The organism is Pseudomonas sp. TE12234, from assembly GCF_054061835.1.
In genome coordinates, this window is the sequence record NZ_JBSSEP010000001.1 from 574241 (window position 1) to 599963 (window position 25723).

At 60.5% G+C, this 25723-nt stretch carries 25 protein-coding genes and 1 riboswitch; of the genes, 13 read left to right on the forward strand and 12 right to left on the reverse strand.

Features of this window, described 5'->3' with window-relative positions:
* Positions 1–20 precede the first annotated feature (20 nt).
* Positions 21–437, forward strand: a complete 417-nt coding sequence (madL, locus tag ACVWYU_RS02715; RefSeq protein WP_090326027.1) for a malonate transporter subunit MadL — start codon at positions 21–23, stop codon at positions 435–437.
* A 1-nt stretch (position 438) separates the two neighbouring features.
* Positions 439–1203, forward strand: coding sequence for a malonate transporter subunit MadM (gene madM, locus ACVWYU_RS02720; protein WP_247254463.1), 765 nt, complete (start codon positions 439–441; stop codon positions 1201–1203).
* A 42-nt stretch (positions 1204–1245) separates the two neighbouring features.
* On the opposite strand, the gene ACVWYU_RS02725 is transcribed toward madM, so the two are convergent.
* Positions 1246–2160: a LysR family transcriptional regulator gene (locus ACVWYU_RS02725; RefSeq protein ID WP_090326021.1), complete on the reverse strand. Its 915-nt coding sequence runs from the start codon at positions 2158–2160 to the stop codon at positions 1246–1248.
* A 230-nt stretch (positions 2161–2390) separates the two neighbouring features.
* Here ACVWYU_RS02725 and trhA point away from each other — a divergent pair, with 230 nt between their 5' ends.
* Positions 2391–3008, forward strand: coding sequence for a PAQR family membrane homeostasis protein TrhA (gene trhA / locus ACVWYU_RS02730; RefSeq protein WP_247254464.1), 618 nt, complete (start codon positions 2391–2393; stop codon positions 3006–3008).
* Between the two features lie 6 nt (positions 3009–3014).
* On the opposite strand, the gene ACVWYU_RS02735 is transcribed toward trhA, so the two are convergent.
* Positions 3015–3938: a LysR family transcriptional regulator gene (locus ACVWYU_RS02735; RefSeq protein WP_457371842.1), complete on the reverse strand. Its 924-nt coding sequence runs from the start codon at positions 3936–3938 to the stop codon at positions 3015–3017.
* Positions 3939–4047: 109 nt separating this feature from the next.
* Here ACVWYU_RS02735 and ACVWYU_RS02740 point away from each other — a divergent pair, with 109 nt between their 5' ends.
* The 3 genes from ACVWYU_RS02740 to ACVWYU_RS02750 are packed head-to-tail and all read left to right on the forward strand — an operon-like array spanning position 4048 to position 6605.
* Entirely contained in the window at positions 4048–5289 is a 1242-nt protein-coding gene (locus ACVWYU_RS02740) for a D-amino acid dehydrogenase (RefSeq protein ID WP_457371843.1), read from the forward strand.
* A 27-nt stretch (positions 5290–5316) separates the two neighbouring features.
* The gene (locus tag ACVWYU_RS02745; protein ID WP_457371844.1) at positions 5317–5670 is read left to right on the forward strand and encodes a RidA family protein; all 354 of its coding nucleotides are present in this window, start codon (positions 5317–5319) and stop codon (positions 5668–5670) included.
* A gap of 32 nt (positions 5671–5702) precedes the next feature.
* The gene (locus ACVWYU_RS02750; RefSeq protein ID WP_090326005.1) at positions 5703–6605 is read left to right on the forward strand and encodes a transporter substrate-binding domain-containing protein; all 903 of its coding nucleotides are present in this window, start codon (positions 5703–5705) and stop codon (positions 6603–6605) included.
* Between the two features lie 102 nt (positions 6606–6707).
* Here the strand turns inward: ACVWYU_RS02750 and ACVWYU_RS02755 are convergent, their stop codons facing one another.
* Positions 6708–7427: a 16S rRNA (uracil(1498)-N(3))-methyltransferase gene (locus tag ACVWYU_RS02755; RefSeq protein ID WP_247254467.1), complete on the reverse strand. Its 720-nt coding sequence runs from the start codon at positions 7425–7427 to the stop codon at positions 6708–6710.
* A 185-nt stretch (positions 7428–7612) separates the two neighbouring features.
* Positions 7613–9019: an adenosylmethionine--8-amino-7-oxononanoate transaminase gene (locus tag ACVWYU_RS02760; protein ID WP_457371845.1), complete on the reverse strand. Its 1407-nt coding sequence runs from the start codon at positions 9017–9019 to the stop codon at positions 7613–7615.
* A 902-nt stretch (positions 9020–9921) separates the two neighbouring features.
* Between ACVWYU_RS02760 and ACVWYU_RS02765 the strand changes: the two genes are divergently transcribed.
* Positions 9922–10473, forward strand: a complete 552-nt coding sequence (locus ACVWYU_RS02765) for a cytochrome b (RefSeq protein ID WP_457371846.1) — start codon at positions 9922–9924, stop codon at positions 10471–10473.
* Positions 10474–10505: 32 nt separating this feature from the next.
* Positions 10506–11099 (forward strand): YceI family protein, encoded by a 594-nt coding sequence (locus ACVWYU_RS02770; protein WP_457371847.1) that lies wholly within the window; start codon positions 10506–10508, stop codon positions 11097–11099.
* A gap of 233 nt (positions 11100–11332) precedes the next feature.
* Here the strand turns inward: ACVWYU_RS02770 and ACVWYU_RS02775 are convergent, their stop codons facing one another.
* The 4 genes from ACVWYU_RS02775 to ahcY form a co-directional block, all read right to left on the reverse strand.
* Positions 11333–13195, reverse strand: a complete 1863-nt coding sequence (locus ACVWYU_RS02775) for a DEAD/DEAH box helicase (RefSeq protein ID WP_090325988.1) — start codon at positions 13193–13195, stop codon at positions 11333–11335.
* 222 nt (positions 13196–13417) lie between these two features.
* On the reverse strand, positions 13418–14233 hold the full coding sequence (locus ACVWYU_RS02780; RefSeq protein WP_390957516.1) for a substrate-binding periplasmic protein: 816 nt from the start codon (positions 14231–14233) through the stop codon (positions 13418–13420).
* Positions 14234–14426: 193 nt separating this feature from the next.
* Positions 14427–15272, reverse strand: a complete 846-nt coding sequence (gene metF, locus ACVWYU_RS02785; protein WP_090327591.1) for a methylenetetrahydrofolate reductase [NAD(P)H] — start codon at positions 15270–15272, stop codon at positions 14427–14429.
* Between the two features lie 161 nt (positions 15273–15433).
* A complete protein-coding gene (ahcY, locus tag ACVWYU_RS02790) occupies positions 15434–16843 on the reverse strand; it encodes an adenosylhomocysteinase (protein WP_457371848.1) in 1410 nt (469 codons plus the stop codon).
* Positions 16844–16866: 23 nt separating this feature from the next.
* A riboswitch (S-adenosyl-L-homocysteine riboswitch) is annotated at positions 16867–16969 on the reverse strand.
* A 198-nt stretch (positions 16970–17167) separates the two neighbouring features.
* Here ahcY and ACVWYU_RS02795 point away from each other — a divergent pair.
* Positions 17168–17575 carry an acyl-CoA thioesterase gene (locus tag ACVWYU_RS02795; RefSeq protein WP_003229043.1) on the forward strand — a complete coding sequence of 136 codons (408 nt, stop codon included), beginning with the start codon at positions 17168–17170 and terminating at the stop codon, positions 17573–17575.
* A gap of 176 nt (positions 17576–17751) precedes the next feature.
* Positions 17752–18639 carry a formate/nitrite transporter family protein gene (locus tag ACVWYU_RS02800; RefSeq protein WP_457371849.1) on the forward strand — a complete coding sequence of 296 codons (888 nt, stop codon included), beginning with the start codon at positions 17752–17754 and terminating at the stop codon, positions 18637–18639.
* A gap of 21 nt (positions 18640–18660) precedes the next feature.
* Here ACVWYU_RS02800 and ACVWYU_RS02805 read toward each other — a convergent pair whose 3' ends face one another.
* Complete coding sequence (locus ACVWYU_RS02805; protein WP_248916678.1) at positions 18661–19830, reverse strand: MFS transporter; 1170 nt, start codon at positions 19828–19830, stop codon at positions 18661–18663.
* Between the two features lie 318 nt (positions 19831–20148).
* Here ACVWYU_RS02805 and ACVWYU_RS02810 point away from each other — a divergent pair, with 318 nt between their 5' ends.
* Both ACVWYU_RS02810 and ACVWYU_RS02815 read left to right on the forward strand, forming a co-directional pair.
* Positions 20149–20982, forward strand: coding sequence for an EamA family transporter (locus ACVWYU_RS02810; RefSeq protein ID WP_090325970.1), 834 nt, complete (start codon positions 20149–20151; stop codon positions 20980–20982).
* Between the two features lie 52 nt (positions 20983–21034).
* On the forward strand, positions 21035–21418 hold the full coding sequence (locus tag ACVWYU_RS02815) for an MAPEG family protein (protein WP_090325967.1): 384 nt from the start codon (positions 21035–21037) through the stop codon (positions 21416–21418).
* A gap of 112 nt (positions 21419–21530) precedes the next feature.
* Here the strand turns inward: ACVWYU_RS02815 and mltA are convergent, their stop codons facing one another.
* Positions 21531–22715, reverse strand: coding sequence for a murein transglycosylase A (gene mltA / locus ACVWYU_RS02820; RefSeq protein WP_457371850.1), 1185 nt, complete (start codon positions 22713–22715; stop codon positions 21531–21533).
* Between the two features lie 129 nt (positions 22716–22844).
* Here mltA and ACVWYU_RS02825 point away from each other — a divergent pair, with 129 nt between their 5' ends.
* Positions 22845–23294, forward strand: coding sequence for a c-type cytochrome (locus ACVWYU_RS02825; protein WP_247254475.1), 450 nt, complete (start codon positions 22845–22847; stop codon positions 23292–23294).
* Between the two features lie 175 nt (positions 23295–23469).
* Here the strand turns inward: ACVWYU_RS02825 and ACVWYU_RS02830 are convergent, their stop codons facing one another.
* Positions 23470–23865, reverse strand: coding sequence for a DUF1090 domain-containing protein (locus ACVWYU_RS02830; RefSeq protein ID WP_390957506.1), 396 nt, complete (start codon positions 23863–23865; stop codon positions 23470–23472).
* 99 nt (positions 23866–23964) lie between these two features.
* Positions 23965–25644 (reverse strand): NAD-dependent DNA ligase LigB, encoded by a 1680-nt coding sequence (gene ligB, locus ACVWYU_RS02835; protein WP_457371851.1) that lies wholly within the window; start codon positions 25642–25644, stop codon positions 23965–23967.
* Positions 25645–25723: the final 79 nt, after the last annotated feature.

A 25723-nucleotide genomic window follows, 5' to 3' on the forward strand; every position in this document is an offset into this window, starting at 1 on the left:
GCACTTTGAGGACGACAACAATGATTATTTACGGTGTGGCGCTGTTGGCGATCTGTACGCTGGCAGGGGTGATCATGGGTGACATGCTGGGCGTGTTGCTGGGTGTGCAATCCAATGTCGGCGGAGTCGGGATCGCAATGATCCTGCTGATCTGCGCGCGGTTGTGGATGCACAAGCGTGGCGGCATGACCAAGGACTGCGAGATGGGCGTCGGCTTCTGGGGCGCGATGTACATTCCGGTGGTGGTGGCGATGGCCGCACAACAGAACGTGGTCACGGCGCTGCACGGCGGCCCGGTGGCGGTGCTGGCGGCCATCGGTTCGGTGGTGGTCTGCGGCTGCACCATTGCGCTGATCAGCCGGACCCACAAGGGCGAACCCTTGCCCGACGAGCCGGCGGAAATAACGTCGGTTGGCGCATCGGCAGGAGGTCGCTGATATGTGGGATCTCATCGAGAAAGGTCTGGAACACAACGGTCTGGTCACGGCGTTCGCATTCGTTGGCGTGATCATGTGGGTGTCGGTGGTGGTGTCCAAACGCCTGACTTTCGGGCGTATTCACGGCTCGGCGATTGCCATCGTCATCGGCCTGGTCCTGGCCTGGGTCGGCGGTACGCTGACGGGCGGGCAGAAAGGCCTGGCGGACCTGACGCTGTTCTCCGGCATTGGTTTGATGGGCGGCGCGATGCTGCGTGACTTTGCCATCGTCGCCACGGCGTTCGAAGTGCAGGCGACCGAAGCGAAGAAGGCCGGTTTGATCGGGGCGATTGCCTTGTTGCTGGGCACGGTGCTGCCGTTCATTGTCGGTGTGTGCATCGCCTGGGCCTTCGGTTATCGCGATGCGGTGAGCATGACCACCATTGGCGCTGGCGCGGTGACCTACATCGTCGGGCCGGTGACCGGGGCGGCGATTGGCGCGAGTTCCGATGTGGTGGCGTTGTCGATTGCCACCGGGCTGATCAAGGCGATTCTGGTGATGGTCGGCACGCCGATGGCGGCGCGCTGGATGGGCCTGGATAACCCGCGTTCGGCCATGGTGTTTGGTGGCCTGGCCGGGACGGTCAGCGGTGTGACAGCGGGGCTGGCGGCGACGGATCGGCGTCTGGTGCCTTATGGTGCGTTGACGGCGACTTTCCACACCGGGCTGGGCTGCTTGCTGGGGCCTTCGTTGTTGTTCTTTATCGTTCGGGGGATTGTGGGCTGATTGCTTTTTGTGGCGAGGGAGCACGCTCCCTCGCCACCCGTTTCAGGCCTGCCGATTGGCATACATCCGACACTCCGCCAGCAACGCCAATAGATTCGGGTCACGCTCCTTGGCCTTGAGAAACACCACCCCGATGTGCTGCTGCAACCGGTATTTTTCCTGCAACGGGATCAGTTTCACCCGGTTCTCATACACCGCCGCAATCCTGCCCGGCAGCAAGGCATAACCCACCCCCGAACTGACCATGCTCAGCAAGGTGAAGATGTCGTTGACCTGCATCGCCACCTTCGGCTCGAACCCCGCCTGCTCGAATACCCGCTTGCCGTCCTGGTGGGTGGCGAAGCCCTGGGTCAGGGTGATGAAGGTTTCGTCGCGCACTTCGGCGAGGTCGACTTCGCTGCGTTGGGCGAACTTCGAATCGGCCGGCGTGGCGAGGAAGATGTCGTCGGAAAACAACGGAATCTGCTCGCAGTCCGGGTCGTTGATGCTGTCGTCCAGGGACACCAGGATCGCATCCACTTCCATGTTCTTGAGTTTGTAGAGCAGGTCGAAATTCGAGCCAAGGATCAGGTCGATGTTGAGTTCACTGCGGCGGATTTTCAGGCCCATGATCAACTGCGGCACGGTCTTCACGGTCAGCGAATACAGCGAGCCCAGTTTGAAGCGTTCAGCGGAAAATCCGGCGGCCTCGCGAGTCAGGCGCACGCTCTCGAGCACGTCCTGAATCAGCTTCTGTGCCCGCTCCTCCAGCACGTAGGCGCTTTCCAGCGGCGTCAGGTTGCGGCCCTCGTGTTTGAACAGCGGGCAGCGCAAGGCACTTTCCAGGGAATGGATCGCCCGGTGCACGCTGACGTTGCTGGTCTGCAACTCGGCCGCGGCCCGCGCCAGGTTACCGGTGCGCATGAAGGCCAGGAACACTTCGAGTTTTTTCAGGGTCAACTCTTCGTCAATCAACATGGCGCGGACTCTTTTTGGAATGACCCGATTGTGCCTATTTACATTGGGTTACGCAGACCTTTGTGGGAGCTGGCTTGCCAGCGATGGCGTCATGAAGATCAACGTAGAGTTCGGGGCCCCAACGCCAGCAAGCTGGCTACAAAGAGATTTGTGTTTTGAAACATTGCGCTTTTACGCTTGAAGCCTGAGCCTTGCGCACGGCGGCAACGAAATTTCGAGGTGAGCAATACATGTATCACGGGGAAAGACTCAATGCCTGGACGCATCTGATCGGAGCGGTGGCGGCGTTTGTTGGTGGTATTTGGCTGATCGTCCTCGCCAGCCTGGATGGCAGCCCGTGGAAGATCGTCAGCATGGCGATCTACGCCTTCACCTTGCTGGTGCTGTACAGCGCGTCGACCGTGTACCACAGCGTGCGCGGACGCAAGAAAGTGATCATGCAGAAGGTTGATCACTTTTCGATCTACCTGCTGATCGCCGGCAGTTATACGCCGTTTTGCCTGGTGACCTTGCGCGGGCCCTGGGGCTGGACGTTGTTCGGGATTGTCTGGGGGTTGGCACTGATCGGCATCTTGCAGGAGATCAAGCCGCGTTCTGAAGCGCGGATTCTGTCGATCGTGATATACGCGGTGATGGGCTGGATCGTGCTGGTGGCGGTCAAGCCATTGCTGGCGGCGCTGGGTGGCGCCGGGTTTGCGTGGCTGGCCTCGGGCGGGGTGTTTTACACCGTGGGCATTATCTTTTTTGCCCTCGACCATCGCCTGCGGCATGCCCATGGGGTCTGGCATCTGTTTGTGATCGCCGGGAGTCTGTTGCACTTCGTGGCGATTTTCTTTTATGTCCTGTGATCGCTCCTACAGATCCGCTGCAAGACCCGCAATGCGGTCGAGTTGTGCCTGGGCCTGTCGACTGAACACTTGCAACAGGTCGCTCAATGTGTGGGGCGGCGGTTCCGTGGCACGGGTCACCGCATACAGGGTGATGGGCAGCGGTGGCGCGAGAGGGCGAATAGTCGTTGTGGCGGGGGAAGCGCCCAGGGCCGTGAACGGATCGATCACCGCCAGCCCGGCACCGGACTCTACCATCGCCCGGGCCAGCGAATAGGTCTGCACCGCGATGCGCACCCGAGGCGGCGGTTCGACCGCTTCGAGGTAGCTGTCGAGCCGGGCGGCCAGCGGGTCGGCGCTGGACAAGCCAATCAGCGGCGCATCGGCCAGGGCCATCAATGACAATGGCATGCCGACCTGCGCCGATGGCCAGTAACCCGCCGGTGCCAGCACCACCAATACACCGCCCGCCAAGGCGTGGGCCTTGAGCCCCGGATGATCCGGTCTTTGAAGTGTCAGGGCGACATCCACTTCACGCATCAGCAGATTTTGCACCAGCTCACGGCTATGGGCGCTGGACAGTTCGCAGGCGATGTCCGGATAGCGTGCGGTCCACTCGTGAATGGCCGGCGGCAACAACGACAGGGCCAGCGCCGGAGTGGCACCGATCCGCAGGCTGTGGCCGGGTTCGCGACGCAGGCTCTGAGCCAGGCGTCGCACGCCTTGCAGGCTTTCGCTGACCTTGTCGACCTCGCGCTCCAGCTCCAGCGCTTCGGGCGTCGCTTGCAACTTGCCGCGAACGCGCAAGAACAACGGGAACCCCAACTGCTGCTCGGCGTGTTGCAGCACCTTGGTCACCGCCGGTTGCGAGACATGCAGCAATTGCGCGGCGGCGCTGATCGATCCGGTTTGGCGGATGGCCTGGAAAATCTCGATGTGACGAAGGCGCATGGCGAGTCCATAACCTTTGTTTATGGGTTGAGCATCTTTATTCATTGTTCGCCGCCTGTCACCTGGCCCTAACCTCGGCTTCGTCATCACAACGGTTTTAAGGACGGACATGGCTCAGCGTGTGTGCATTATCGGCGGCGGCGTGATTGGCCTGGCAACGGCTTATGCGCTGGTGCGCGACGGCTTCGAAGTGACCGTCATCGAGGCGCGGGACGCGTTGGGCAGCGAAACCAGTTTCGCCAATGGTGGGCAACTCTCCTATCGCTACGTCGCACCTTTGGCTGACGCCGGTGTGCCGTTGCAAGCCATCGGCTGGATGCTGCGCGGCGATTCACCCTTGAAGCTACGCCCGCGGTTCGACGCTGCGCAGTGGCGCTGGATCGTGTCCTTCCTCGGCGCTTGCCGCCGTTCGGTCAACCGCGAGAACGCCGCGCACTTGCTGCGGCTGGCGCTGTTCAGTCAGGGCACATTGGAGGCATGGCGCGAAGACGATGGGCTCGCAGGCTTCCAATGGCGGCGCAACGGCAAACTGGTGACCTTCCGGGAGCGCGCCAGCTTCGAGCATGCATGCCGGCAGCTGGCCGACCCTCAGCAGCAACAGGTGCTGTCGGCGGCCGAGTGCGCTCAACTTGAGCCGGCCCTGGCCGATGCCCCATTTGTCGGTGCGATTTATACGCCCGACGAAGAAGTGGGCGATTGCCATGCTTTCTGCCGGCTATTGGCTACACGGTTGCAAGCATCCGGGCGTTGCGAGCTACGCCTGGGGCAAGCGGTGACCGGCATTCGCCACGCCAATGGCAGCGTCAGCGCCATCGATCTGGGTGAGCAAGTGTTGCCGGTCGATCAATTGGTGATCGCCGCCGGCCACCGCAGTCCGCTGTTGGCATTGCCCGGTCTGCAATTGCCGTTGTACCCGCTCAAGGGCTACAGCCTGACGGTGCCCATTGGCCCCGAACACCAGGCCCCGGATGTGAGCGTCACCGACTATGACCGCAAGATCGTATATGCACGGATCGGCGACCGGTTGCGGGTGGCCGCGATGGTCGACATCGTTGGCTTTGATCCGGCTATAGACCCCAAGCGACTGGCGCTGATCAAGCGTCAGGCCCGTGACACCTTCCCCAATGCCGGGGCCTATGACGCGGCCACCGAATGGGCCGGGATGCGCCCGGCCACGCCAAGCGGCGTGCCGTTGCTGGGCGCCACCGCCTATCGCAACCTGTGGCTCAACATCGGTCATGGCGCGTTGGGGTTCACCCTGGCTTGTGGCAGTGGGCAGTTGCTCAGTGAGCTGATCGGCCAGCGCCGGCCCTCTATTGATATGCACGGTTTCAACCACCGGGCTGCCTGATCATTTATTTGCGAAGAGGACACTGCAATGACCATTACCCGACTCCACAGCAACTCGAGGTTGTCTGGCGCCGTGTCGTTTGGCGATCTGGTATTTCTCTCCGGCCAAGTGCCGGGTGAGGCCGCGGACGTGGGCGGTCAGACCCGCGAAGTGCTGGCCAGGATTGATGCATTGCTGGCCGAAGCCGGCAGCCACAAGGATCAAATGCTCAGTGCGACCATTTACTTGAAAAACATCACCGACGATTTTGCCGCCATGAATGATGTCTGGTCGACCTGGCTATCGCCGGGGCAGGCCCCGAGCCGCACGACCGTGCAGGCCGAGCTGGCGCGGCCGCAGGTGCTGGTGGAAATCACCGTCATCGCCGCTCGTTTGAAATGACCGTCACCCAATACCCACAACGGAGAATAACAATGCAAAAAATCACGTTGCTCGGCTGCACCCTCGGACTGTTGCTCGCGAGTCAGGTCCAGGCCAACGAGGCCCCGCTGACCGGCACCCTGAGCAAGATCGCCGATGCCAGGAGCATTACCCTGGGCTATCGCGATGCGTCGGTGCCGTTCTCTTACGTGGGTGATCAAACCGGCAAGCCGATGGGCTATTCAGTGGATCTGGCGGGCAAGATTGTCGAGCGCATCAAGCAACAATTGGTGTTGCCGGACCTGAAGGTCAAGTACAACCTGGTGACGTCGCAAACACGCATTCCTCTGGTGCAGAACGGTACCGTGGACCTGGAGTGCGGCTCCACGGGCGTGACCGCCGAGCGGCAGAAGCAAGTGGCGTTTTCCTATGGCTTCATCTATGTAAAAGGCCAATTGCTGACTGCCAGGGACAGCGGCATCAAGAGCTTCGCCGACTTGCGTGGCAAGAACGTGGTGACGACTGCCGGTACTACCAACGAGCGCTTCCTGAAGAGCTATAACGTCGACCACAAGATCGACATGTTCGTGATCAGCGCCAAGGACCACGGCGAAGCCTTTCAGATGTTGCAATCGGGTCGTGCCGCCGCTTTCTACATGGACGATGCGCTTCTCTACGGCGAGCGCGCCAAGGCCCATGACCCACACAAGTGGGTGGTGGTGGGAGAGGAGCAATCGCGGGAGATCTACAGCTGCATGGTGCGCAAGGACGATCCGCAGTTCCTGGCGCTGGTCAACGGCGCGCTGGGGGATCTGTACAGTTCGGGGGAAATCAACGGCATCTATCAGCGCTGGTTCGAACAGCCGATTCCGCCGAAGGGTTTGAACCTTGAGTTTCCGATGACCAGCGAACTCAAGGCGATCATTGCCAAGCCGGTGAGTGATCCGGTGCAATAGTTACCTGTGCTGTTTCCGTAGACCGCGTCGCGGCCATCGCGAGCAGGCCCGCTCCCACAGTGGAACGCATTTCAAGTGTGGGAGCCTGCTTGCGATGAGGCCCTAGAAATCGCCCCACAACTGCTGGGCCACCGCCAAGGCAACCACCGGCGCCGTCTCTGTACGCAATACCCGAGGCCCAAGCCGGGCCGCATGAAAACCGGCCCCCTTGGCCTGATCCACTTCCGCATCCGACAACCCGCCTTCCGGGCCGATCAGAAACGCCAGCGTCGCAGGCTTGGCATGGCTGACCCATGGTTCGGCCACCGGGTGCAGCACCAGCTTCAATTCAGCCTGAGTCTGCTTCAACCAATCGGCCAGCAGCACCGGCGGATGGATCACCGGTACCCGTGAGCGCCCGCATTGCTCGCATGCGCTGATGGCGACCTGACGCCAGTGCAGCAGGCGTTTGTCGGCGCGTTCGTCCTTGAGCCGGACTTCGCAGCGTTCGCTGAAGATCGGGGTGATTTCGCTGACACCCAGTTCAGTGGCTTTCTGGATCGCCCAGTCCATGCGCTCGCCACGGGACAGGCCCTGGCCCAGATGGATCTGCAGTGGCGAATCGATCTGGCCGGCGAACTGCTCGTCGATCTGCACCACGACACGTTTCTTGCCGACCTCCACCAGAGTGGCGCGGAATTCCTGGCCCGAGCCATCGAACAGTTGCAGCAGATCGCCTTCAGCCATGCGCAACACGCGGCTGATGTAATGGGCCTGGGCTTCGGGCAATTCGTGCTCGCCGGTACTCAGGGGGGCGTCGATAAAGAAGCGGGACAGTCTCATTTGAGTTCTCTACTAAATACGATCGGAGTCGCTTTTGTGGCGAGGGAGCTTGCTCCCGCCCGGCTGCGCCGCCGTCGTAAATCCAGTGGATGCCATACAACTGGAAAAACGGGGTTGCAGGTTTTGGGGCCGCTTCACAGCCCAACGGGAGCAAGCTCCCTCGCCACAGGGTCGTGCAGTGACGGTCAGCCCGGATCACGGAACCCCGGATGGAAGTCCTTCGGCACCGAAACACTGACGCTGTCGCGAGTCGCGATGTCGATGCCTTCGCTGGCCACTTCGGCCAGAAAGTCGATCTGCTCCGGCGTGACCACGTACGGCGGCAGGAAATACACCACGCTGCCCAATGGTCGAAGTAGCGCACCGCGCTCCAGCGCATGCTGGAAGACCTTCAGGCCACGGCGCTCCTGCCATGGATAGGCCTCTTTGCTGGCCTTGTCCTTGACCATCTCGATGGCCAGGACCATGCCGGTCTGGCGCACTTCGCTGACATTCGGGTGATCCACCAGGTGCGCCGTGGAGGAGGCCATGCGCCGGGCCAGGACCTTGTTGTTCTCGATGACGTTGTCTTCTTCGAAGATATCCAGCGTTGCCAGCGCCGCCGCACAGGCCAGCGGGTTGCCGGTGTAGCTGTGCGAGTGCAGGAAGGCGCGCAGGGTCGGGTAGTCGTCGTAGAACGCGCCGTACACCTCTTCGGTGGTCAGACAGGCGGCCAGCGGCAGGTAGCCGCCGGTCAGGGCCTTGGACAGACACAGGAAGTCCGGGCGGATGCCGGCCTGTTCACAGGCGAACATGGTGCCGGTGCGGCCGAAACCGACGGCGATTTCGTCATGGATCAGGTGCACGCCATAGCGGTCGCAGGCTTCGCGCAGCAGCTTGAGGTACACCGGGTGGTACATGCGCATGCCGCCGGCACCCTGGATCAGCGGCTCGACAATCACTGCCGCGACCGTGTCGTGATTCTCGGCCAGGGTCTGCTCCATGGCGGCGAACATGGTGCGCGAGTGTTCTTCCCAGCTCATGCCTTCGGGGCGCAGGTAACAATCCGGGCTTGGTACCTTGATGGTGTCGAGCAGCAGGGCTTTGTAGGTTTCGGTGAACAGCGGCACGTCGCCCACCGACATCGCGGCCATGGTTTCGCCGTGGTAGCTGTTGGTCAGGGTCACGAAGCGCTTCTTGTTCGGCTGACCGCGGTTGAGCCAGTAGTGAAAGCTCATCTTCAGCGCCACTTCGATGCAGGAGGACCCGTTATCGGCGTAGAAACACCGTGTCAGGCCTTCCGGCGTCATCTTCACCAGGCGCTCGGACAATTCGATCACGGGCTGATGGCTGAAACCGGCGAGGATCACGTGTTCGAGTTGATCGACCTGATCCTTGATGCGCTGGTTGATGCGCGGGTTGGCATGGCCGAACACATTGACCCACCAGGAGCTGACGGCATCGAGGTAGCGCTTGCCTTCGAAGTCTTCCAGCCAGACACCTTCGCCGCGCTTGATCGGGATCAGAGGCAGTTGTTCGTGATCTTTCATCTGGGTGCAGGGATGCCACAACACCGCGAGATCGCGGTCCATCCACTGTTTATTCAGGCCCATTTTCACTCTCCTGGAGGCGGTCCGTGACAAGCGCGGACATACAATCGCGCAAGCCTATGCAATGCATCGCGTGGGGACAACCCATTGTGTCGATTGGGCTACTTTGTATCGGGCGTTCAGACGCTGCTGGCAGGCGTCTGGCAGTTGACGTGTCCTTCGCGGTTCTTGAGCCGACTGGCTCGCAAAGACCGCTATTTTTTTGCCATAAGACATGAGTAATTCCGGCTTCGCCTGCGCAGTCCTGCACGCCTCAGCGATGTATCAGATACATCCCACAACCGAATCAGAATGAAATGATAGAGAGCGGCTGCTCTTGAAACCCAGGATCTTCAAAACCTGGAGGTCGTATGAAAGCACTCGCACTAATAATTGGATTGATCGCACTTTCTGGCTGTGTAGATGGCCATTTTTTTCCTAAAGGACATGGTCATGAACTGGACTTTAAATGTGAGATGAATCCGTACGATCCTGAATGCTTACAGATACGCCCGGTCTACCATAATTAGAGAAACCAACCATGGTGAGCCCAGGAAAGCCTGACTGCTCGCCTTCGTAACCCACCAAATCCCCTCCTGAATTGCATGCTCCGGCCAAGGCACCAACGAAAAGTGCCTTTGCTCCCTCCAGAACGCGATGCCGCCCGGAAAATGGGTTCGCGCCAGGCCTCAGGGCCCCCATTTTTTGCCTGAAAAAAAACCGCGAGCAGAAATCGAATAAATCTTTCAGTACAGGTGTTCTCAGATTTGTATTCACTTTTTCTGACAATTTGCTCTTTAATCTTTCCTTAACTCAGCTATTTCAGACTCTTGATCGTATTTCTCGATATTTCAAAGCAAAATTTTCCGCTTTTTTTCGATAGATAACTCGATAGTCTTGGGCCAGCACTTACAGGGATCTAGGCAATGCAGCTACGTAACTCCACTTCTCGCTATGGCTGGGTCAGCATCTTCCTGCACTGGGGGGTAGCGCTGGCGGTTTTCGGTTTGTTCGCCCTGGGGCTGTGGATGGTGGGTCTGGGTTACTACGATCCCTGGCGCAAAGCCGGGCCGGACATCCACAAGAGCATCGGGCTGATACTGCTGGCGTTCATGGTGTTACGCGTATTGTGGCGTTTCATCAGCCCACCACCGCCGACGTTGAGCAGCTACAGCCCCATGACGCGTCTGGGCGCCAAGTTGGGCCATGCCTTTCTGTATATCTGTCTGTTTGCCGTGATGATTGCCGGTTACCTGATTTCCACCGCAGAAGGTGTCGGGATTCCGGTGTTTGACTGGTTTGAAGTGCCTGCACTGGTTTCCGGACTACCGGACCAGGCAGATAACGCCGGTGCGATTCATCTCTACCTGGCGTGGGCGCTGGTCATTTTTTCCGGCCTCCATGCATTGGCAGCTTTGAAGCACCACTTTATCGACCGCGATGTGACCCTGAAACGAATGCTGGGTCGCAAAGCCTGAAGTTCAACCTCGACTCCCAAGGAAAACCAAGCATGTTGAAAAAGACTCTCGCCGCTCTGGCAATCGGTTCCGCCCTGCTGTCTGCCAATGTCATGGCCGCTGACTATGTTGTCGATAAACAAGGCCAGCACGCCTTCGTCAACTTCAAGATCAGCCATCTGGGCTTCAGCTACATCACCGGTACCTTCAAGGACATCGACGGCAAGTTCAGTTTCGACGCGGCCAAGCCTGAAGACAGCAAGATTGAGTTCAACGTGCACCCCGCGAGCGTTTTCACCAACAACGCTGAGCGTGACAAGCACATCTCCAGCAAAGACTTCCTGGAAGTGGATAAATTCGCTACGGCCACCTTCGTGTCCACCAGCGTCAAATCCACCGGTAAAAACGCCGCTGGCAAAGACACTGCCGACGTGACCGGTGATTTGACCATCCACGGCGTGACCAAGCCAGTGGTGGTCAAGGCCACTTTCCTGGGTGAAGGCAAGGATCCATGGGGCGGCTACCGTGCGGGCTTCGAAGGCACCACCAGCATCAAGCGTTCCGATTTCGGCAAGATGATGGATCTGGGTCCACAGTCTGACGCCGTCGATCTGTACATCACGTTTGAAGGCGTCAAAGCGAAGTAATTTTTCGCTCCTGACAAAAAACGCCCGCTGCTTTCCCGAGCACGGGCGTTTTTTATTGGCGAACACGCATCCATTGTGGGAGCGAGCGTGCTCGCGATGGCGGCCATTCAGTCAACACAGTTCTGAATGTGAGGGCCTCATCGCGAGCAGGCTCGCTCCCACAGGTATTTGTATCGCTCATAAAAAATGCCCCGGACCTTTCGGCTCGGGGCATTTTTATGGCTTTGAAAAACTCAGCGATTGCGGGTCAGCAAGGCCGGTTTTTCACCGCGAGGGCGGGTTGGCAGTTGATCCAGCTGCTCGGGTGTCGGGAAGCGATCAGCCTTCGACTCCTTGTGCATGATCTTCGGCGCCGGGCCACGCGGGTTCTGCACGGCCGGTTCCGAACGAGGCTGGTCGTCGCGGGCCGGACGGCGGTTGCGCGAGTCTTCGCGACGGGCCTGGCCGTCACGCGGCGCACCATTGCGTGGGCCGCTGCGTTTGGCTGGCGGTGTGCCGGTGCTGGCGCCATCGCTGTTGCGCGGACCGTTCTGGCGACCTTGTGGCTTGCCGCCACGTGGTGCGCCGGAACCTGCCGTCGCGCCATGTGCCGGAGCACCCGGACGGCGGCCACGGCCCTGGGCCGGTTTTTGCTGTGGCACGTAGTCGACGCGGTTACCGAAGTTATCGATATCGTCGTCGAGGAACTCGTCCGGGGCACGATCAGCGGCCGGGCGAGGAGCCGGGCGTTGCTGTTCACGGGCCGGCGTGCCTTCGCGCGGCTTTTGCTCACGGGCCGGGCGCTCGCCGCGACCGGACGCGGCAGGTTTTTCCTTGCCTTTGTCCTTGCCCTTGTCTTTGCGACCGCCACCGCTGCCGTTCGGGCCATCGCCGCGCGGGCCACGTGGATTGCGCGGGTTACGCACATCCGGACGCTCGCGAACTTCAGGCTTCTCGGCTTCCACGGCGCTCGAATCGAAGCCCATCAGGTCACCGTCGGCGATTTTCTGCTTGGTCATGCGTTCGATGCTTTTGAGCAGCTTCTCTTCGTCCGGAGCCACCAGCGAGATCGCCTCGCCCGAACGACCGGCACGGCCAGTCCGGCCGATGCGGTGCACGTAGTCTTCATCGACGTTCGGCAGTTCGAAGTTGACCACGTGTGGCAACTGGTCGATGTCCAGGCCGCGAGCGGCGATGTCGGTGGCGACCAGGATGCGTACGTCACCGGCCTTGAAGTCGGCCAGGGCTTTGGTGCGGGCGTTCTGGCTCTTGTTGCCGTGGATCGCGACAGCGCTCAGGCCGTGCTTGTCCAGGTACTCGGCCAGGCGGTTGGCGCCGTGCTTGGTACGGGTGAACACCAGCACTTGTTCCCAGGCACCGGCGGTAATCAGGTGCGCCAGCAGGGAGCGCTTGTGGTTGGCCGGCAGGCGGAACACGCGTTGCTCGATGCGCTCGACCGTGGTGTTCGGCGGCGTGACTTCGATGCGTTCCGGGTTGTGCAGCAATTTGCCGGCGAGGTCGGTGATGTCTTTGGAGAAGGTCGCGGAGAACAGCAGGTTCTGCCGTTTGGCCGGCAGGCGGGCCAGGACCTTTTTCACGTCATGGACGAAGCCCATGTCGAGCATGCGGTCGGCTTCGTCCAGCACGAGGATTTCCACGTGGGACAGGTCGACGCTGCCTTGGCCGGCGAGGTCGAGCAGGCGGCCAGGGCAGGCCACCAGCACGTCTACACCGCGGGACATGGCCTGAACCTGCGGGTTCATGCCAACGCCGCCGAAGATGCAGGCGCTGACGAACTTCAGGTCACGGGCATAGACCTTGAAGCTTTCGTGCACTTGCGCCGCGAGTTCGCGGGTAGGGGTCAGGACCAGGACGCGTGGTTGGCGCGGGCCATGACGCTGGGATTTGTCCGGATGACCGTTCGGGAACAACCGCTCCAGGATCGGAAGGGCGAAACCGCCGGTTTTACCAGTACCTGTCTGTGCCGCGACCATCAGGTCGCGACCTTGCAACACGGCGGGAATGGCCCGCTGTTGCACCGGAGTAGGCTCGGTATAGCCCGCTGCCTCGATGGCGCGGACTAAAGCCTCGGAGAGACCGAGGGAAGCAAAGGACATGAGTAATCCTGTTTTAGTTAGGGCTTGGCCCAATGGGAGTCTTGCCTGGCGCGAATGGCGTTTAAGAGGAACGCAATCCCGTCCGGTCCTGCTGGGTTTCGAAAGCTCGTCTGAAGCGCTCGCGCGGGCTGCAAAGCTGCGCTGTAGCGGGTCGAGATGCCTTGAACGATTCCGAGCGTCCGGGCGTGAGCCTGGCGGGAAGGCCGGAGTATAACAGAGCAATCACTGCGCGCTGCTTTCCTGCTGCTCAACGGTTTTTGCGGTGGTGGCAGTGGCGTGTTCCGCCGGTGCGGTGGTTGTCGGGTCGGCACCGTATCGGGCGCTTAGCTCTGCGTAGGCCGGTTCGCGCTTGAAGCGCTTGAGCTCGGCACCGAAGCGCTGCACCAGCAAATCCATGCCGGCGTTGCGGCGCACCGCCAGAAACTGGCTCTGCTGGCTGATGATGGTCGGGTTTTCGGTGATTTTGTCGCGGATGTTCAACTGGTCGAGTAGATGCTGGCCGACCCGGCGATCGGTGATCAGCAGGTCAATGCGCCCCCGCAACAGTTTGCCGAAGTTGGCTTCATGGCTCGGTGCGGGCTCACGGGTGAACAGTGTCGAGTCCCTGAAGTCCTGGCTGTACAGGTAGCCCGGCGAGGTGCCGATGGTCAGGCCGCGCAGTTCATCGAGGCTGTGGAACGGATGCGGCCGCTCATTGGCGTAGAACATCACGAACTGTACTTCCGAGAGCGGTTCGCCGGGGTAGAGCAGCATCGCGTCGCGTTCGTCGCTGTGGAAAATGTCCAGCGCGCCATCGGCCTGGCCTGTTTCAAGCATCGACAGGCAGCGTTTCCATGGCAGGAATTGCCACTCGACTTCGATGCCCAGTCGCTTGAAGACAATCGCCGTGGTTTCGTAGTCCAGCCCCAGGGATTTGCCGTTCTCCTCATAGACGTAAGGAGCCCAGGGTTCCGTGACAATGCGCAGTTTCTCGCCCCGGGCCGCGAAGCTCAGGCAAGTGAAGACAAGCACGGCGATTAGCTGCGTGATCAAAGGCATGGGCTTGAGATTACGACGAGAAACGGCAAAGAGCCAGAAACGGGATCCAGAAGCTCTATCTCCGTGTGTTGCGTCACAATAAACCTGCTGTTGAAGCAAAAAATCGCCGCCCGAGAAGGCGCCTACAGAAACGTCGGTTTCCAATGCAGGCGCTTTCGCAGGCGGCGATCTTTTGATCTTGCTTCGATAGCTTTTAGCGCGGCAGCTTCAGGTTGTTCCACACCGCCAGGCTCGCTTCGGCCTGGTTCAGTGTGTAGAAGTGCAGCCCCGGTGCGCCGCCTTGCAGCAGGCGTTCGCACATTTCGGTGATGACGTGTTCACCAAAGCGTTGAATGCTCTGGGTGTCGTCGCCGTAGGCTTCCAGTTGCTTGCGGATCCAGCGCGGGATTTCCGCACCGCAGGCATCGGAGAAGCGCGCCAGCTTGCTGTAGTTGGTGATCGGCATGATCCCCGGCACGACAGGGATGTTCACGCCCAGTGCCCGTACACGCTCGACGAAATAGAAGTAGCTGTCGGCGTTGAAGAAGTACTGGGTGATCGCGCTGTCGGCGCCGGCTTTGGCCTTGCGGACGAAGTTGGCGATATCGTCTTCGAAATTGCGCGCTTGCGGGTGCATCTCCGGGTAAGCGGCCACTTCGATGTGGAAATGATCACCGGTCTCTTCACGAATGAATTCAACCAGGTCATTGGCGTGACGCAATTCGCCGCTGGCCATGCCCATGCCCGAAGGCAGGTCACCGCGCAGGGCAACGATACGTTTGATGCCGGCAGCCTTGTACTGGCTCAGCAGGCCGCGCAAGTCATCCTTGCTGTCGCCCACGCAAGACAGGTGCGGCGCGGCAGGTACTTTGACTTCGCTTTCGAGCTGCAACACGGTGTTGAGGGTGCGATCACGGGTCGAACCGCCAGCGCCGTAGGTGCAGGAGAAGAAATCGGGGTTATAGGTTGCCAACTGGCGGGCAGTGGCGAGCAGCTTTTCTTGCCCGGCATCGGTCTTCGTCGGGAAGAACTCGAAGCTGTAGCGACGATCTTGGGACATGGTCATATCCTTGGAAACGCGTAAAGCGGACGCAGGCCGCTCCTTGCAGGAGCGAGCCTGGTCGCGAAAAACGTGAGGGCAGCGCGTTCAGCCAGGCAGTACGCGTTATCGTTAACGTCCATCGCGAGCAGGCTCGCTCCCACAGGGGAGGAGCCGGCCTATCAGTAGCGGTAAGCGTGTGGCTTGAACGGACCTTCGACGGTCACGCCGATGTAGTCGGCCTGGGTCTTGGTCAGTTGGGTCACTACGCCGCCGAAGCCACGGACCATTTCCAGGGCCACTTCTTCGTCGAGTTTCTTCGGCAGTACTTCAACGGTCAGGCGCTCGGCTTTCTGGGCTGGCGACAGGTCGGCGTACTTTTGACCGAACAGGAAGATCTGGGCCAGAACCTGGTTGGCGAACGAACCGTCCATGATGCGGCTTGGGTGGCCAGTGGCGTTGCCCAGGTTAACCAGGCGGCCTTCGGCCAGCAGGATCAGGTAGTCGTCGTTCTGGGCATCGAATGCGCCAGGACCGGTACGGTGGATCTTGTGAACCTGTGGCTTCACTTCTTCCCATGCCCAGTTCTTGCGCATGAAAGCGGTGTCGATTTCGTTGTCGAAGTGGCCGATGTTGCAGACAACAGCGCGCTTCTTCAGGGCTTTGAGCATGTTCGAGTCGCAAACATTGACGTTGCCGGTGGTGGTCACGATCAGGTCGATCTTGCCCAACAGTGCCTTGTCGATGCTGGCTTCGGTACCGTTGTTGATCCCGTCGATGAACGGCGAAACCACTTCGAAACCGTCCATGCAGGCTTGCATGGCGCAGATCGGGTCGACTTCGGACACTTTGACGATCATGCCTTCCTGGCGCAGGGACTGAGCCGAGCCCTTGCCCACGTCACCGTAACCGATGACCAGCGCTTGCTTGCCGGACAGCAGGTGGTCGGTACCGCGCTTGATCGCATCGTTCAGGCTGTGACGGCAGCCGTACTTGTTGTCGTTCTTGCTCTTGGTGACCGAGTCGTTGACGTTGATGGCCGGGATTTTCAGCTCGCCCTTGGCCAGCATGTCCAGCAGACGGTGTACGCCAGTGGTGGTTTCTTCGGTCACGCCGTGGACGCGATCCAGCACCTGCGGGTACTTCTTGTGCAGCAGCTCGGTCAGGTCGCCGCCGTCGTCGAGGATCATGTTGGCGTCCCATGGCTTGCCATCCTTGAGGATGGTTTGCTCCAGGCACCACTCGTACTCTTCTTCGGTTTCGCCTTTCCAGGCGAAAACCGGAATGCCGGCAGCGGCGATGGACGCAGCCGCCTGGTCTTGAGTCGAGAAAATGTTGCAGGACGACCAGCGTACTTCGGCACCCAGGGCAACCAGGGTTTCGATCAGCACGGCAGTCTGAATGGTCATGTGGATGCAGCCGAGGATCTTCGCGCCCTTGAGCGGTTGCTCTTCGGAGTACTTGCGACGCAGACCCATCAGGGCTGGCATTTCGGATTCGGCGATGATGGTCTCGCGACGGCCCCAGGCAGCCAGGGACATGTCGGCCACTTTGTAATCGGTAAAACCTGCAGGCGTGATAACAGCGCTCATGAAGAGCCTCCATTCGTAATGTATGCGAATGGGCGCCGTTGTGCGTTTAGTGTCTGGCTGATGACAGCCAGGCAACGCCCCATCCGAGCCTGACAGGTTGAACCTGCTGCAGCGCCCCTCGGACAGGTGGCGGGAAAACGGTACCCGGTAGAGGTTACCGTTTTGAAACGGGGGCGATTATAGCGGGCTATGCTGATCTTCCAAAGCCTTTCTGTTGGTCAATGTCCGAACGGTAATCGAGACCATAGTCGATGGTTAATAGAGCTCTGGCCCGGGGTCTGCCAAGATACCGCCCATCATTCGGCAAGACGCTCAGGAGTGAATATGAATTTCCACACCCGCAAATGGGTTAAGCCCGAAGACCTCAACCCCAACGGCACCCTGTTCGGCGGCAGCCTGTTGCGCTGGATAGACGAAGAGGCGGCGATTTACGCCATCGTCCAGTTGGGTAACCAGCGCGTCGTCACCAAGTACATTTCGGAAATCAACTTTGTCAGCGCCTCGCGACAAGGCGACATCATCGAACTGGGCATCACTGCCACCGAATTCGGTCGCACCTCGATCACCCTGACCTGTGAAGTGCGCAACAAGATCACCCGCAAAAGCATCCTCACGGTGGAGAAGATGGTCTTCGTCAACCTGGGCGAAGACGGCTTGCCGGCGCCCCATGGCCGGACCGAGATCAAGTACGTCAAAGACCAGTTCAAGGAAGATGAATTGGTTACCAAGTGACATCGGTGTTGGCTACATCGCGAGCAGGCTCGCTCCCTCAAGGATCACGTTGTACCTGAGGGGGCGAGCCTGATCGCGAAAACGGTTGTGCAATCACCGAAGATTTACCTGCCTACTGAACAGCCATGAACCACGGGGGTCGTAACTTAATCGCACGCCAGCGGTTCAGGAGTCCCATGGACACTCAAAAAGACGGCAAGACCCCCGACCTCTCGGCCAAAGAGCAGCGCGAGGTCGAAAAGAGTCAGCCACCGCGCGCGGCGGTGCTGCACGAAATCATCCGCACCCAGGGCGATCAAGAGCTTGAGCGCAGCGTTGCCGCGCTCTGGTGGTCGGCGCTGGCCGCCGGCCTGACCATGGGCCTTTCCCTGATGGGCATGGGCTTGCTCAATTCCCGGCTGCCGGAGGGTGAAGGCTTCAAGGTGATCGCCAGTTTCGGGTACTGCGCGGGTTTTCTTGCAGTGATCCTTGCCCGCCAGCAGTTGTTCACGGAAAACACTCTGACTGCTGTGCTGCCGATCATGAGCAAACCCACGCTGGCAAACTTCGGTCGCTTGCTCCGGCTGTGGACGGTGGTGCTGGTCGGCAATCTGTGCGGCACCTTGCTGGTGGCCTACGTCATGCTGAAGCTGCCGATATTCGATAGCAAAACCGATTTGGCCTTTCTGGACATCGGCCGCAAGGTCATGGAAAACCACCCCAGTCAGATGTTCGCCAAGGGCATCGTCTCCGGCTGGATGATCGCCACCATGGTCTGGATGATTCCATCCATGGAGAGCGCCAAGATGTGGATCATCATCCTCATCACCTACCTCATGGCGCTGGGGGATTTCACTCACATCGTGGTCGGTTCGGCCGAGGTTTCCTACCTGGTGTTCGCCGGCGAGCTGCCGTGGAAGGATTTCTGGCTGGTGTTCGCCGGGCCGACGCTGGCGGGGAATATCATCGGCGGCAGTTTCATCTTTGCGCTAATAAGCCATGCGCAAATTCGCAGCGAAAGCGGAGCGCCAAAGGAAGCTGCGGACCGAGACCGGGAATCCGGTCCGCAGGAGCTCAAAAAATGATCAGGGCAAAAAGGCCGAGGCTCAGCCGGGCACATTGACCACGGCAGCATTGCGCCGCTGCAGATGGATGAAGTACAGCGCCGCCAGTACCGTCAAGCCGCTGACCAGCGCACCCGTCCAGGGCAGGTCGGCCAGGTCGGCACCGCTGGCGACCACCAGGCCGCCGATCCAGGCGCCCGCTGCGTTGCCGAGATTGAAAGCGCTCTGATTCAGCGTCGAACCCAGGTTCGGCGCCTCATGGGCCTGGTCAATGATCAGCAATTGCAGGATCGGGCACAGGGCGAAGGCAAAAATTCCCCACAGTACCAGCGTGATGGCGGCCGGGATCACCGAGTGGCTGGTCTGGCTGAACGCGGCCAATACCACCACCACGGCCAGCGCCATGCCAACCAGTGACGGCAGCAGGCGACTGTCTGCCAGGCGCCCGCCGAGCATGCTGCCGGCCGTCAAACCGACGCCGAACAACAGCAGCATGATGGTCACGCCGTGGGGGCTGACGCCGGTGACGTCCTGCAGAATCGGGGCGATGTAGGTGAACACGCTGAACAGACTGGTCGATGCCAACACGCTCATGCCCAGCGCCAGCAGCACGTTGGTTTTGCCCAATACCTTGAATTCGCTGGCCAGGTTGGCCCTGTCCATCGCGATGTGCGTGGGCAGCCACACCCACTGTGCAATCGCGGCAATCACGCCGATCACCGACACCGCCCAGAAGGTAGAGCGCCAGCCAGCGTATTGTCCGAGTGCCGTGCCCAGCGGCACGCCGAGCACGTTGGCCAGGGTCAGGCCGGTGAACATCATGGCAATCGCCTGGGCCCGTTTGTTGGGTGCGACCAGCCCGGCGGCCACGACCGAGCCGATGCCGAAGAACGCGCCGTGACAGAGCGCGGTAATCACCCGCGCGGCCATCAGCGTGGCGTAGTTCGGCGCCAAGGCGCAGAGCATGTTGCCGAGAATGAACATCAGCGTCATGCCAAGCAGCGTGGCCTTTCGCGGCATGTTGGCCGTGCCGACGGCGAGGATCGGCGCACCGAACACCACGCCCAGCGCATAGCCGGTAATCAACAACCCGGCGTGGGGAATGCTCACGGCCAGATCGCGGGCGACGTCGGGCAACAGGCCCATGATGACGAATTCAGTGGTGCCGATGCCGAACGCGGCAACGGCGAGGGCAAGCAAGGCGAGTGGCATGCGCAAGGTCTCTGTCGGTAGTCTTGACGCTGTGATCAGGCATACGCATGCCAAAGTCCGTTCTCGACGAGAGCGGGCAGGGGCAGATTTTATTGGAATTAGTCTGTGCGCAACTGAGTGCGGCGTGGTCGCTTGCAGTATAAACAGCTGCTGACATATGGCGAATCAATTATCCGCCCGAACACTGTAGGAGCGAGCTTGCTCGCGATGAACGCCAACGATGACGCGTGCTTGCTGGCTAGTCGCGTTGCTCTTGGTCTTTTCGCGAACAAGCTCGCGCCTGCAGGGAGCGCGGAAAAAATAAAAAAGGAGTGTGCCGTGCTTGCAACGGCTTTGGTGTTGGTGGCGGCGCTGTTACACGCGGCGTGGAATACCTTGATCAAATTCAGCGCCGAACGGCTGCTGGTGGTGGCCTGCATGGACAGCGTGGCGTTGCTGTTTGTCGCCATCATGCTGCCGTTTGTGGCGTTGCCGCCGCTGGAAATCTGGCCGTGGATCCTGGCGTCGGCGGCGTTCGAGTTGCTGTATCGCTACTTGTTGATCCAGGCCTATCGGGTCGGCGACCTGGGCTTGGTCTATCCGCTGATGCGAGGCTTGTCGCCGCTGGTGGTGCTGGCGTTGACGCTGATCTTTGCCGGCGAGGCGCTGACGGATCAGCAGGTTTTCGGAATTCTGCTGATCCCGCTCGGCATGCTGTGCCTGCTTTGGCAGGGCGGCGGCGGTGCGCGTTTGCCGTGGTCGATGTTGCCGGTGGTGGCGTTGATCGGCTTGTGCATCGGTTGCTACACCTACATTGACGGCCAGGCGCTGCGGCGCTGGTCGCATCCGCTGGATTACCTGGTCTGGGTGACGTTGCTCAGTGCCTGGCCATTTCCGTTGTTGGCCTGGGTGAGCAAGCGACCGGCCTTCAAGCTGTTCTGGCGTGAGCAGTGGCGATTGGGGCTGGCGGTCGGGTTCTGCGTATTGTTCAGCTACGCTCTGGTGCTGTGGGCCATGCAGTTGGGTTCGATTGCCGAAGCGGCGGCGTTGCGCGAGATCAGTGTGATTCTGGTGGTGCTGTTCGGCATGCGCTATCTGAAAGAACCTTTCGGCAGACCTCGGCTCTTAGCCTGTGGGCTGGTGTTGGTTGGCATGCTGGTCATGAAGTTCTGACTGGCCCGTGAGGGAGCCCGATTGTCTATAACGTGAAGAAGGGACTGCTTTTATGACGGTTGCTCTGTGGTGCATTTTGATCGCGATTTTTCTGCCTTACCTGTGCACGGGGATCGCCAAGGCCAGTGGCCGGTACAACCTGAAAGACAACCATGACCCACGGGACTTTCTCGAGTCACTCAATGGTTTGGGTCGACGCGCACATGCGGCGCAACTGAACGGCTTCGAAGTGACCCCGGCGTTTGCGGCGGCCGTGATCGTGGCGCACCTGGTCGGCAATGCCGAACTGGTGACGATCAATGTGCTGTCGGTGTTGTTCATTACCAGTCGGCTGCTTTACATCATTTGCTATCTGGCGGACTGGGCGATTTTGCGGTCGCTGGTCTGGCTGGTGGGGATGGGCCTGATTGTGTCGTTTTTTGTTGTATCTGTTTGAGTCTCCACCGCCTATATCTGCCGCTTCGCAAGCAGGCTCGCCCCCACAGGGGTATGCATTCCAATGTGGGAGCAAGCCTGCTCGCGAAGCTTTTTAGCGGGGAGTTCCGGTCTCAGGGTTTAGTCTTTTCTGCATCCGCCACCTGCGGTACTTGTGGCAATGCCGCCCCTTTGGGCCACAGCATCCAGATCTGCCCCTGCTGCTTCATGTCCCCGGCCAATTGCCCGGCGGCGTCGCCCGTGCCCCAGAACAAGTCCGCGCGCACTTCGCCGGCAATAGCGCCACCGGTGTCCTGTGCCGCCACGGGGCGGACCAGTGCCGTACCGTCCGGCTTGGTGGTCGACAACCACAACAGGCTGCCCAGCGGAATCACTTTGCGATCCACTGCCGCGCTGTAACCCGCCGTCAGCGGGACGTTCAGCGAGCCGCGAGGCCCTTCGTTGCTGTCGGGGTTGCGGGTGAAAAACACATAGCTGGGGTTGCTGCCGAGCAGTTCCGGAATGCGCGTCGGGTTCGCCTTGGCCCAGGTGCTGATCGCACCCATGGTCACGTCCTCTTTCTTCAACTCGCCTTGCTCGACCAGCCAGCGACCGATGGGTCGATACGGATGGCCGTTCTGATCGGCATAAGCGATGCGCAACTGACGGCCACTGTCGAGCTGGATGCGACCCGAGCCCTGGATTTGCAGGAACTGCAGGTTCATCGGGTCGGTCAGCCAGGCCACCACCGGCGCCTTGACGCCCTTGCTCTCGATGGTGGCTGCATCGTCATAAGGTTTGAGCACGCGGCCTTCGAGCCGACCGCGCAGGCGTTTGCCTTTGAGTTCCGGATAGAGGCTGTCCAGCGCAACGATGATCATGTCTTCGGGCACGCCATACACCGGGATGTTCGCCGTTGCGGTCTGGGTCAGGCTGCCGGGGTATACCGGTTCGTAGTAGCCGGTGATCAGGCCATTGGGGTTGTCGTTGGCAGCGCGCAAGCCATAGACGTCAAGGTTCTGCTTGAGAAAGCCACGGATTTCGTTGGCGGTCTGCGGGACGTTGGCGGCCGCCGTGCAGGTTGCGCCCCAGACCGGGTCAGTCTTGAGTCGGGTGCAAGCGCTGCGCCAAGAGCCGAAACCGGCGACAAGGTCATTGTCCGACACCGCCGGCAGTGCTTCCCACGTGGCACTGGAATAGGTGGCCAGGGCGTGGGTTTTCGGTTTGTTGTTGTCACCTCCGGTGCAGCCTGCGAGCAGGGCCACCATCGGCAGGGTCCAGGCCAGGCTGTGACGCCATGCCTTGAAACGGCTATTCATGGAGTGATTTCCTTTGCCGGTTGCCTGAGTGCTCCATGCGCTCAGGCAACCCTTATCGATAATAGGGCTATTGGTGTTTGCCGATGACGCGAGGATACTGGCCGCCATTTCCCGTGACTTGAAGCCAACATGACTCTTAAAAGACTTTCTGTTGTATTGCTGGCCTGCCTGACGTTGACCGCTTGCGGCGCGGTCGATCCCAACTCGCCGCTCGGTCAACGCAAGGCTATTTTCAAGCAAATGCTCAAGACCGGCGAAGACCTGGGTGGCATGTTGCGTGGCCGGATTGCATTCGATGGCCAGAAATTCGCTGACGGCGCCGTGAAGCTCGATGCGTTGTCCCATGAGCCATGGAAACATTTTCCGCAAGTGCGCGAAGAAGATCACACCAGCGCCAAAAGCGATGTCTGGGAGCAGCAGGCACGCTTTCAGGCCATGGCCCGCGATCTTGAAAAGGCTACCGGTGAACTGGTGACGGTCAGTCAGGTTCAACCCTACAAGGCCAGCAACCTGGGGCCGGCGGTGCAGAAGGTCGAGGACGCCTGTAGTGCGTGTCATAAAGCGTTTCGGGATCATTGATTGCCTGAGATGACCGGGTAACTGAACAACTGTGGCGAGGGAGCTTGCTCCCGTCGGGATGCGCAGCAGCCCCAAAGCCATTCAGCCGATTTGTATCAGAAAGACCTGGTCGGCCGGATGTGCGACGGCTGCGCCGCCGAGCGGGAGCAAGCTCCCTCGCCGCAGCGTTCGTGGATTACTTATCCAGTTCATCCAGTGCGTCCTGCAATTCCTTGCGCGACTCGGCGAGTTTGTCCTTGCGCTTGTTGATCTTGTCGGGATCGCCTTTTTTCATGGCCTTGTCGAGGTCGGCCTGACGAACGCTGACTTCATGTTTGGCGTCGAGGACCCTGTTTTCCCGTTCCTTTTTCAAGGAGGCGTCGGTGCAATGTTCGGTGACTTCGCTCAAGGCTTTTTCCAGGCCGGCCTGCTGGTCCGCATTGCCGTGGGATTTGGCCAGTTCGATCTGATTGATGATGCCTTGCTTCTTGGCGGCGCAGCCCGTCAGCTCCGGTGCCTCTTCAGCGGCCATCAGCGGGGCGGCCAACACGCTGCAGAGGGTCAACAGGGCGAGCGGTGAAAGAAGTTTCATAAAAGCTCCAGGTGAAAAGGCGATCGGGTCAGCGCAGCGATGGCTTGTTTGAGCTCATCGGTACCACAGGGTTCCCGCACGGGCGGGCAGCTGCGGCCGTTAAAAACCGTCGATCCCCACCCTGCGTAAAGTTTCACTCAAGGCCAGGACCTGCGGGTCGCGGAAAAATGCGCTCAATTGCGCCGCGCGTCCCGGGCCGATCCCGGCCTCGGCCTGCCATTGTCCGGTGTCTCGTCGAGCCAGTTCCTGCCAGGAATCGGCAAGGTTCGCCTGGCCTGTCGGCGGCAAACCCAGTGCTTTCAACCAGCGTATAAAAGGGCGTTGCCGGGCACTGTTGAAACTGTCCACGAGACGAGCGGCACTGCGCTCGCCGAAACCGTCAATGTTAGCAAGCTCTTGAGCATCGAGGGTCAACCAATCCAGCAGGTTGTTCAGATGACCTGCCGCAAGCAATCTTTTCCAGGTGCCAGGGCCGACATGGGGCAAGGCCAGGCCCTGCTTGCCACTGAGCCAGGACAGGCGCGCAAGAAACTGACTTTCGCAGCCCGGCGTCGGTTGCCAGCAACTGAGCGGATGAAAGTCTTCTGCCGCCGGCACCCTCAGGTCTGGGCGCAGGGTGCTACGCAATACGACGTCATCCAGCCTTGGAATGGTCAGGCCCGCCAGGCTGATCGCGACCTGGTCGCCCGGACGGATATCCAGTGTTTGCCAGCGCTGCAGGGAGCCCACGCTGACGCGTTTGATTTGCCGGTCATCGAGTGTCACCGCTGTCAGCTCCAGTAGCGGGGTGATGCGCCCGGTCCGGCCAACCTTGAAGTGAACCTTGCGCACTTCGGCCAGCGCCTGGGCGAAAGGGTATTTCCAGGCGGCGATCCAATACGGCGGTTTGGACTGCCAGCGTTCGGCGGGCGGGCGCTGCTCCTGGCGCAGGACGATGCCATCAGTGGCGAAGGGAAGGGGCGAGCGATACCAGTGATTACGCCAGCGCTCGGCGTCGGTGAAACCACTGATCGGCTGGCTGTAGGCAGAGCTATCGGGGAAGCCCAGCGTATTCAGGGCTGCATGACGGGCGAGCAAACTCGCAGGCCCCTGTGGCCAGTCCCAGACAAACAGACCGATACCCGCCGTCTGTCCGGCATCCAGCACCTTGCGGGCCATCAGGCCGGCCACCGTGGTGCGGGCATTGAGGCTGCCGGCCCGGACTTGTACGTGGTCGGTCAGGCGCCAGTAGAGTTCGCCTTGCACGACCAAGTCCAGTGGTTGCGACAGTTGACCGGGAATGGCCGGTATCTGGCGCGCCGCGGCCGTCCAGTCCTGGCCACTTACACCGTCGCCGCGACTGATGGCTTGCACAAGCAGGCCACCGCGATACACCAGGGTGACCGCCACACCGTCGACTTTGGGTTGAACCCACACATCGGAGCGATCCCGCAGCCAATGCTCGACGGCGCGGGCATCGCGCAGTTTTTCCAGGCCAGTGTGGACGACAGGGTGGGAAACCGCGCCGCGCGCGGTGCGCAGTGGTTCTGTGGATGGGCCGAGGTTGAAGCATTGGCGCCAATCGATGAGGCGTGTGCGGGACTGGTCATACAGTTCATCGGCGACCAGTGAGCGACCCTGGCGGTGATAGTGGTCGTCCCAGGTGTCGATTTGTTTTTGCAGGGCGGTGACTTCTTTGAGAGCGCGTTCGGGCGGCCAGTCGGGGCATTGGTCTGCCTGGGCGTTCAGGCAGGAGAAAATGAACAGGCAGGTGAAAGACAGGCGCAGGTTGCGGAACATCGCGAGCGTCCTTGCTCATGGGGGTGTTTGAAAGCTAGGTCAGTAATGGTGGGTGCGAGGAGCGGGAGTTTTGCCGGGT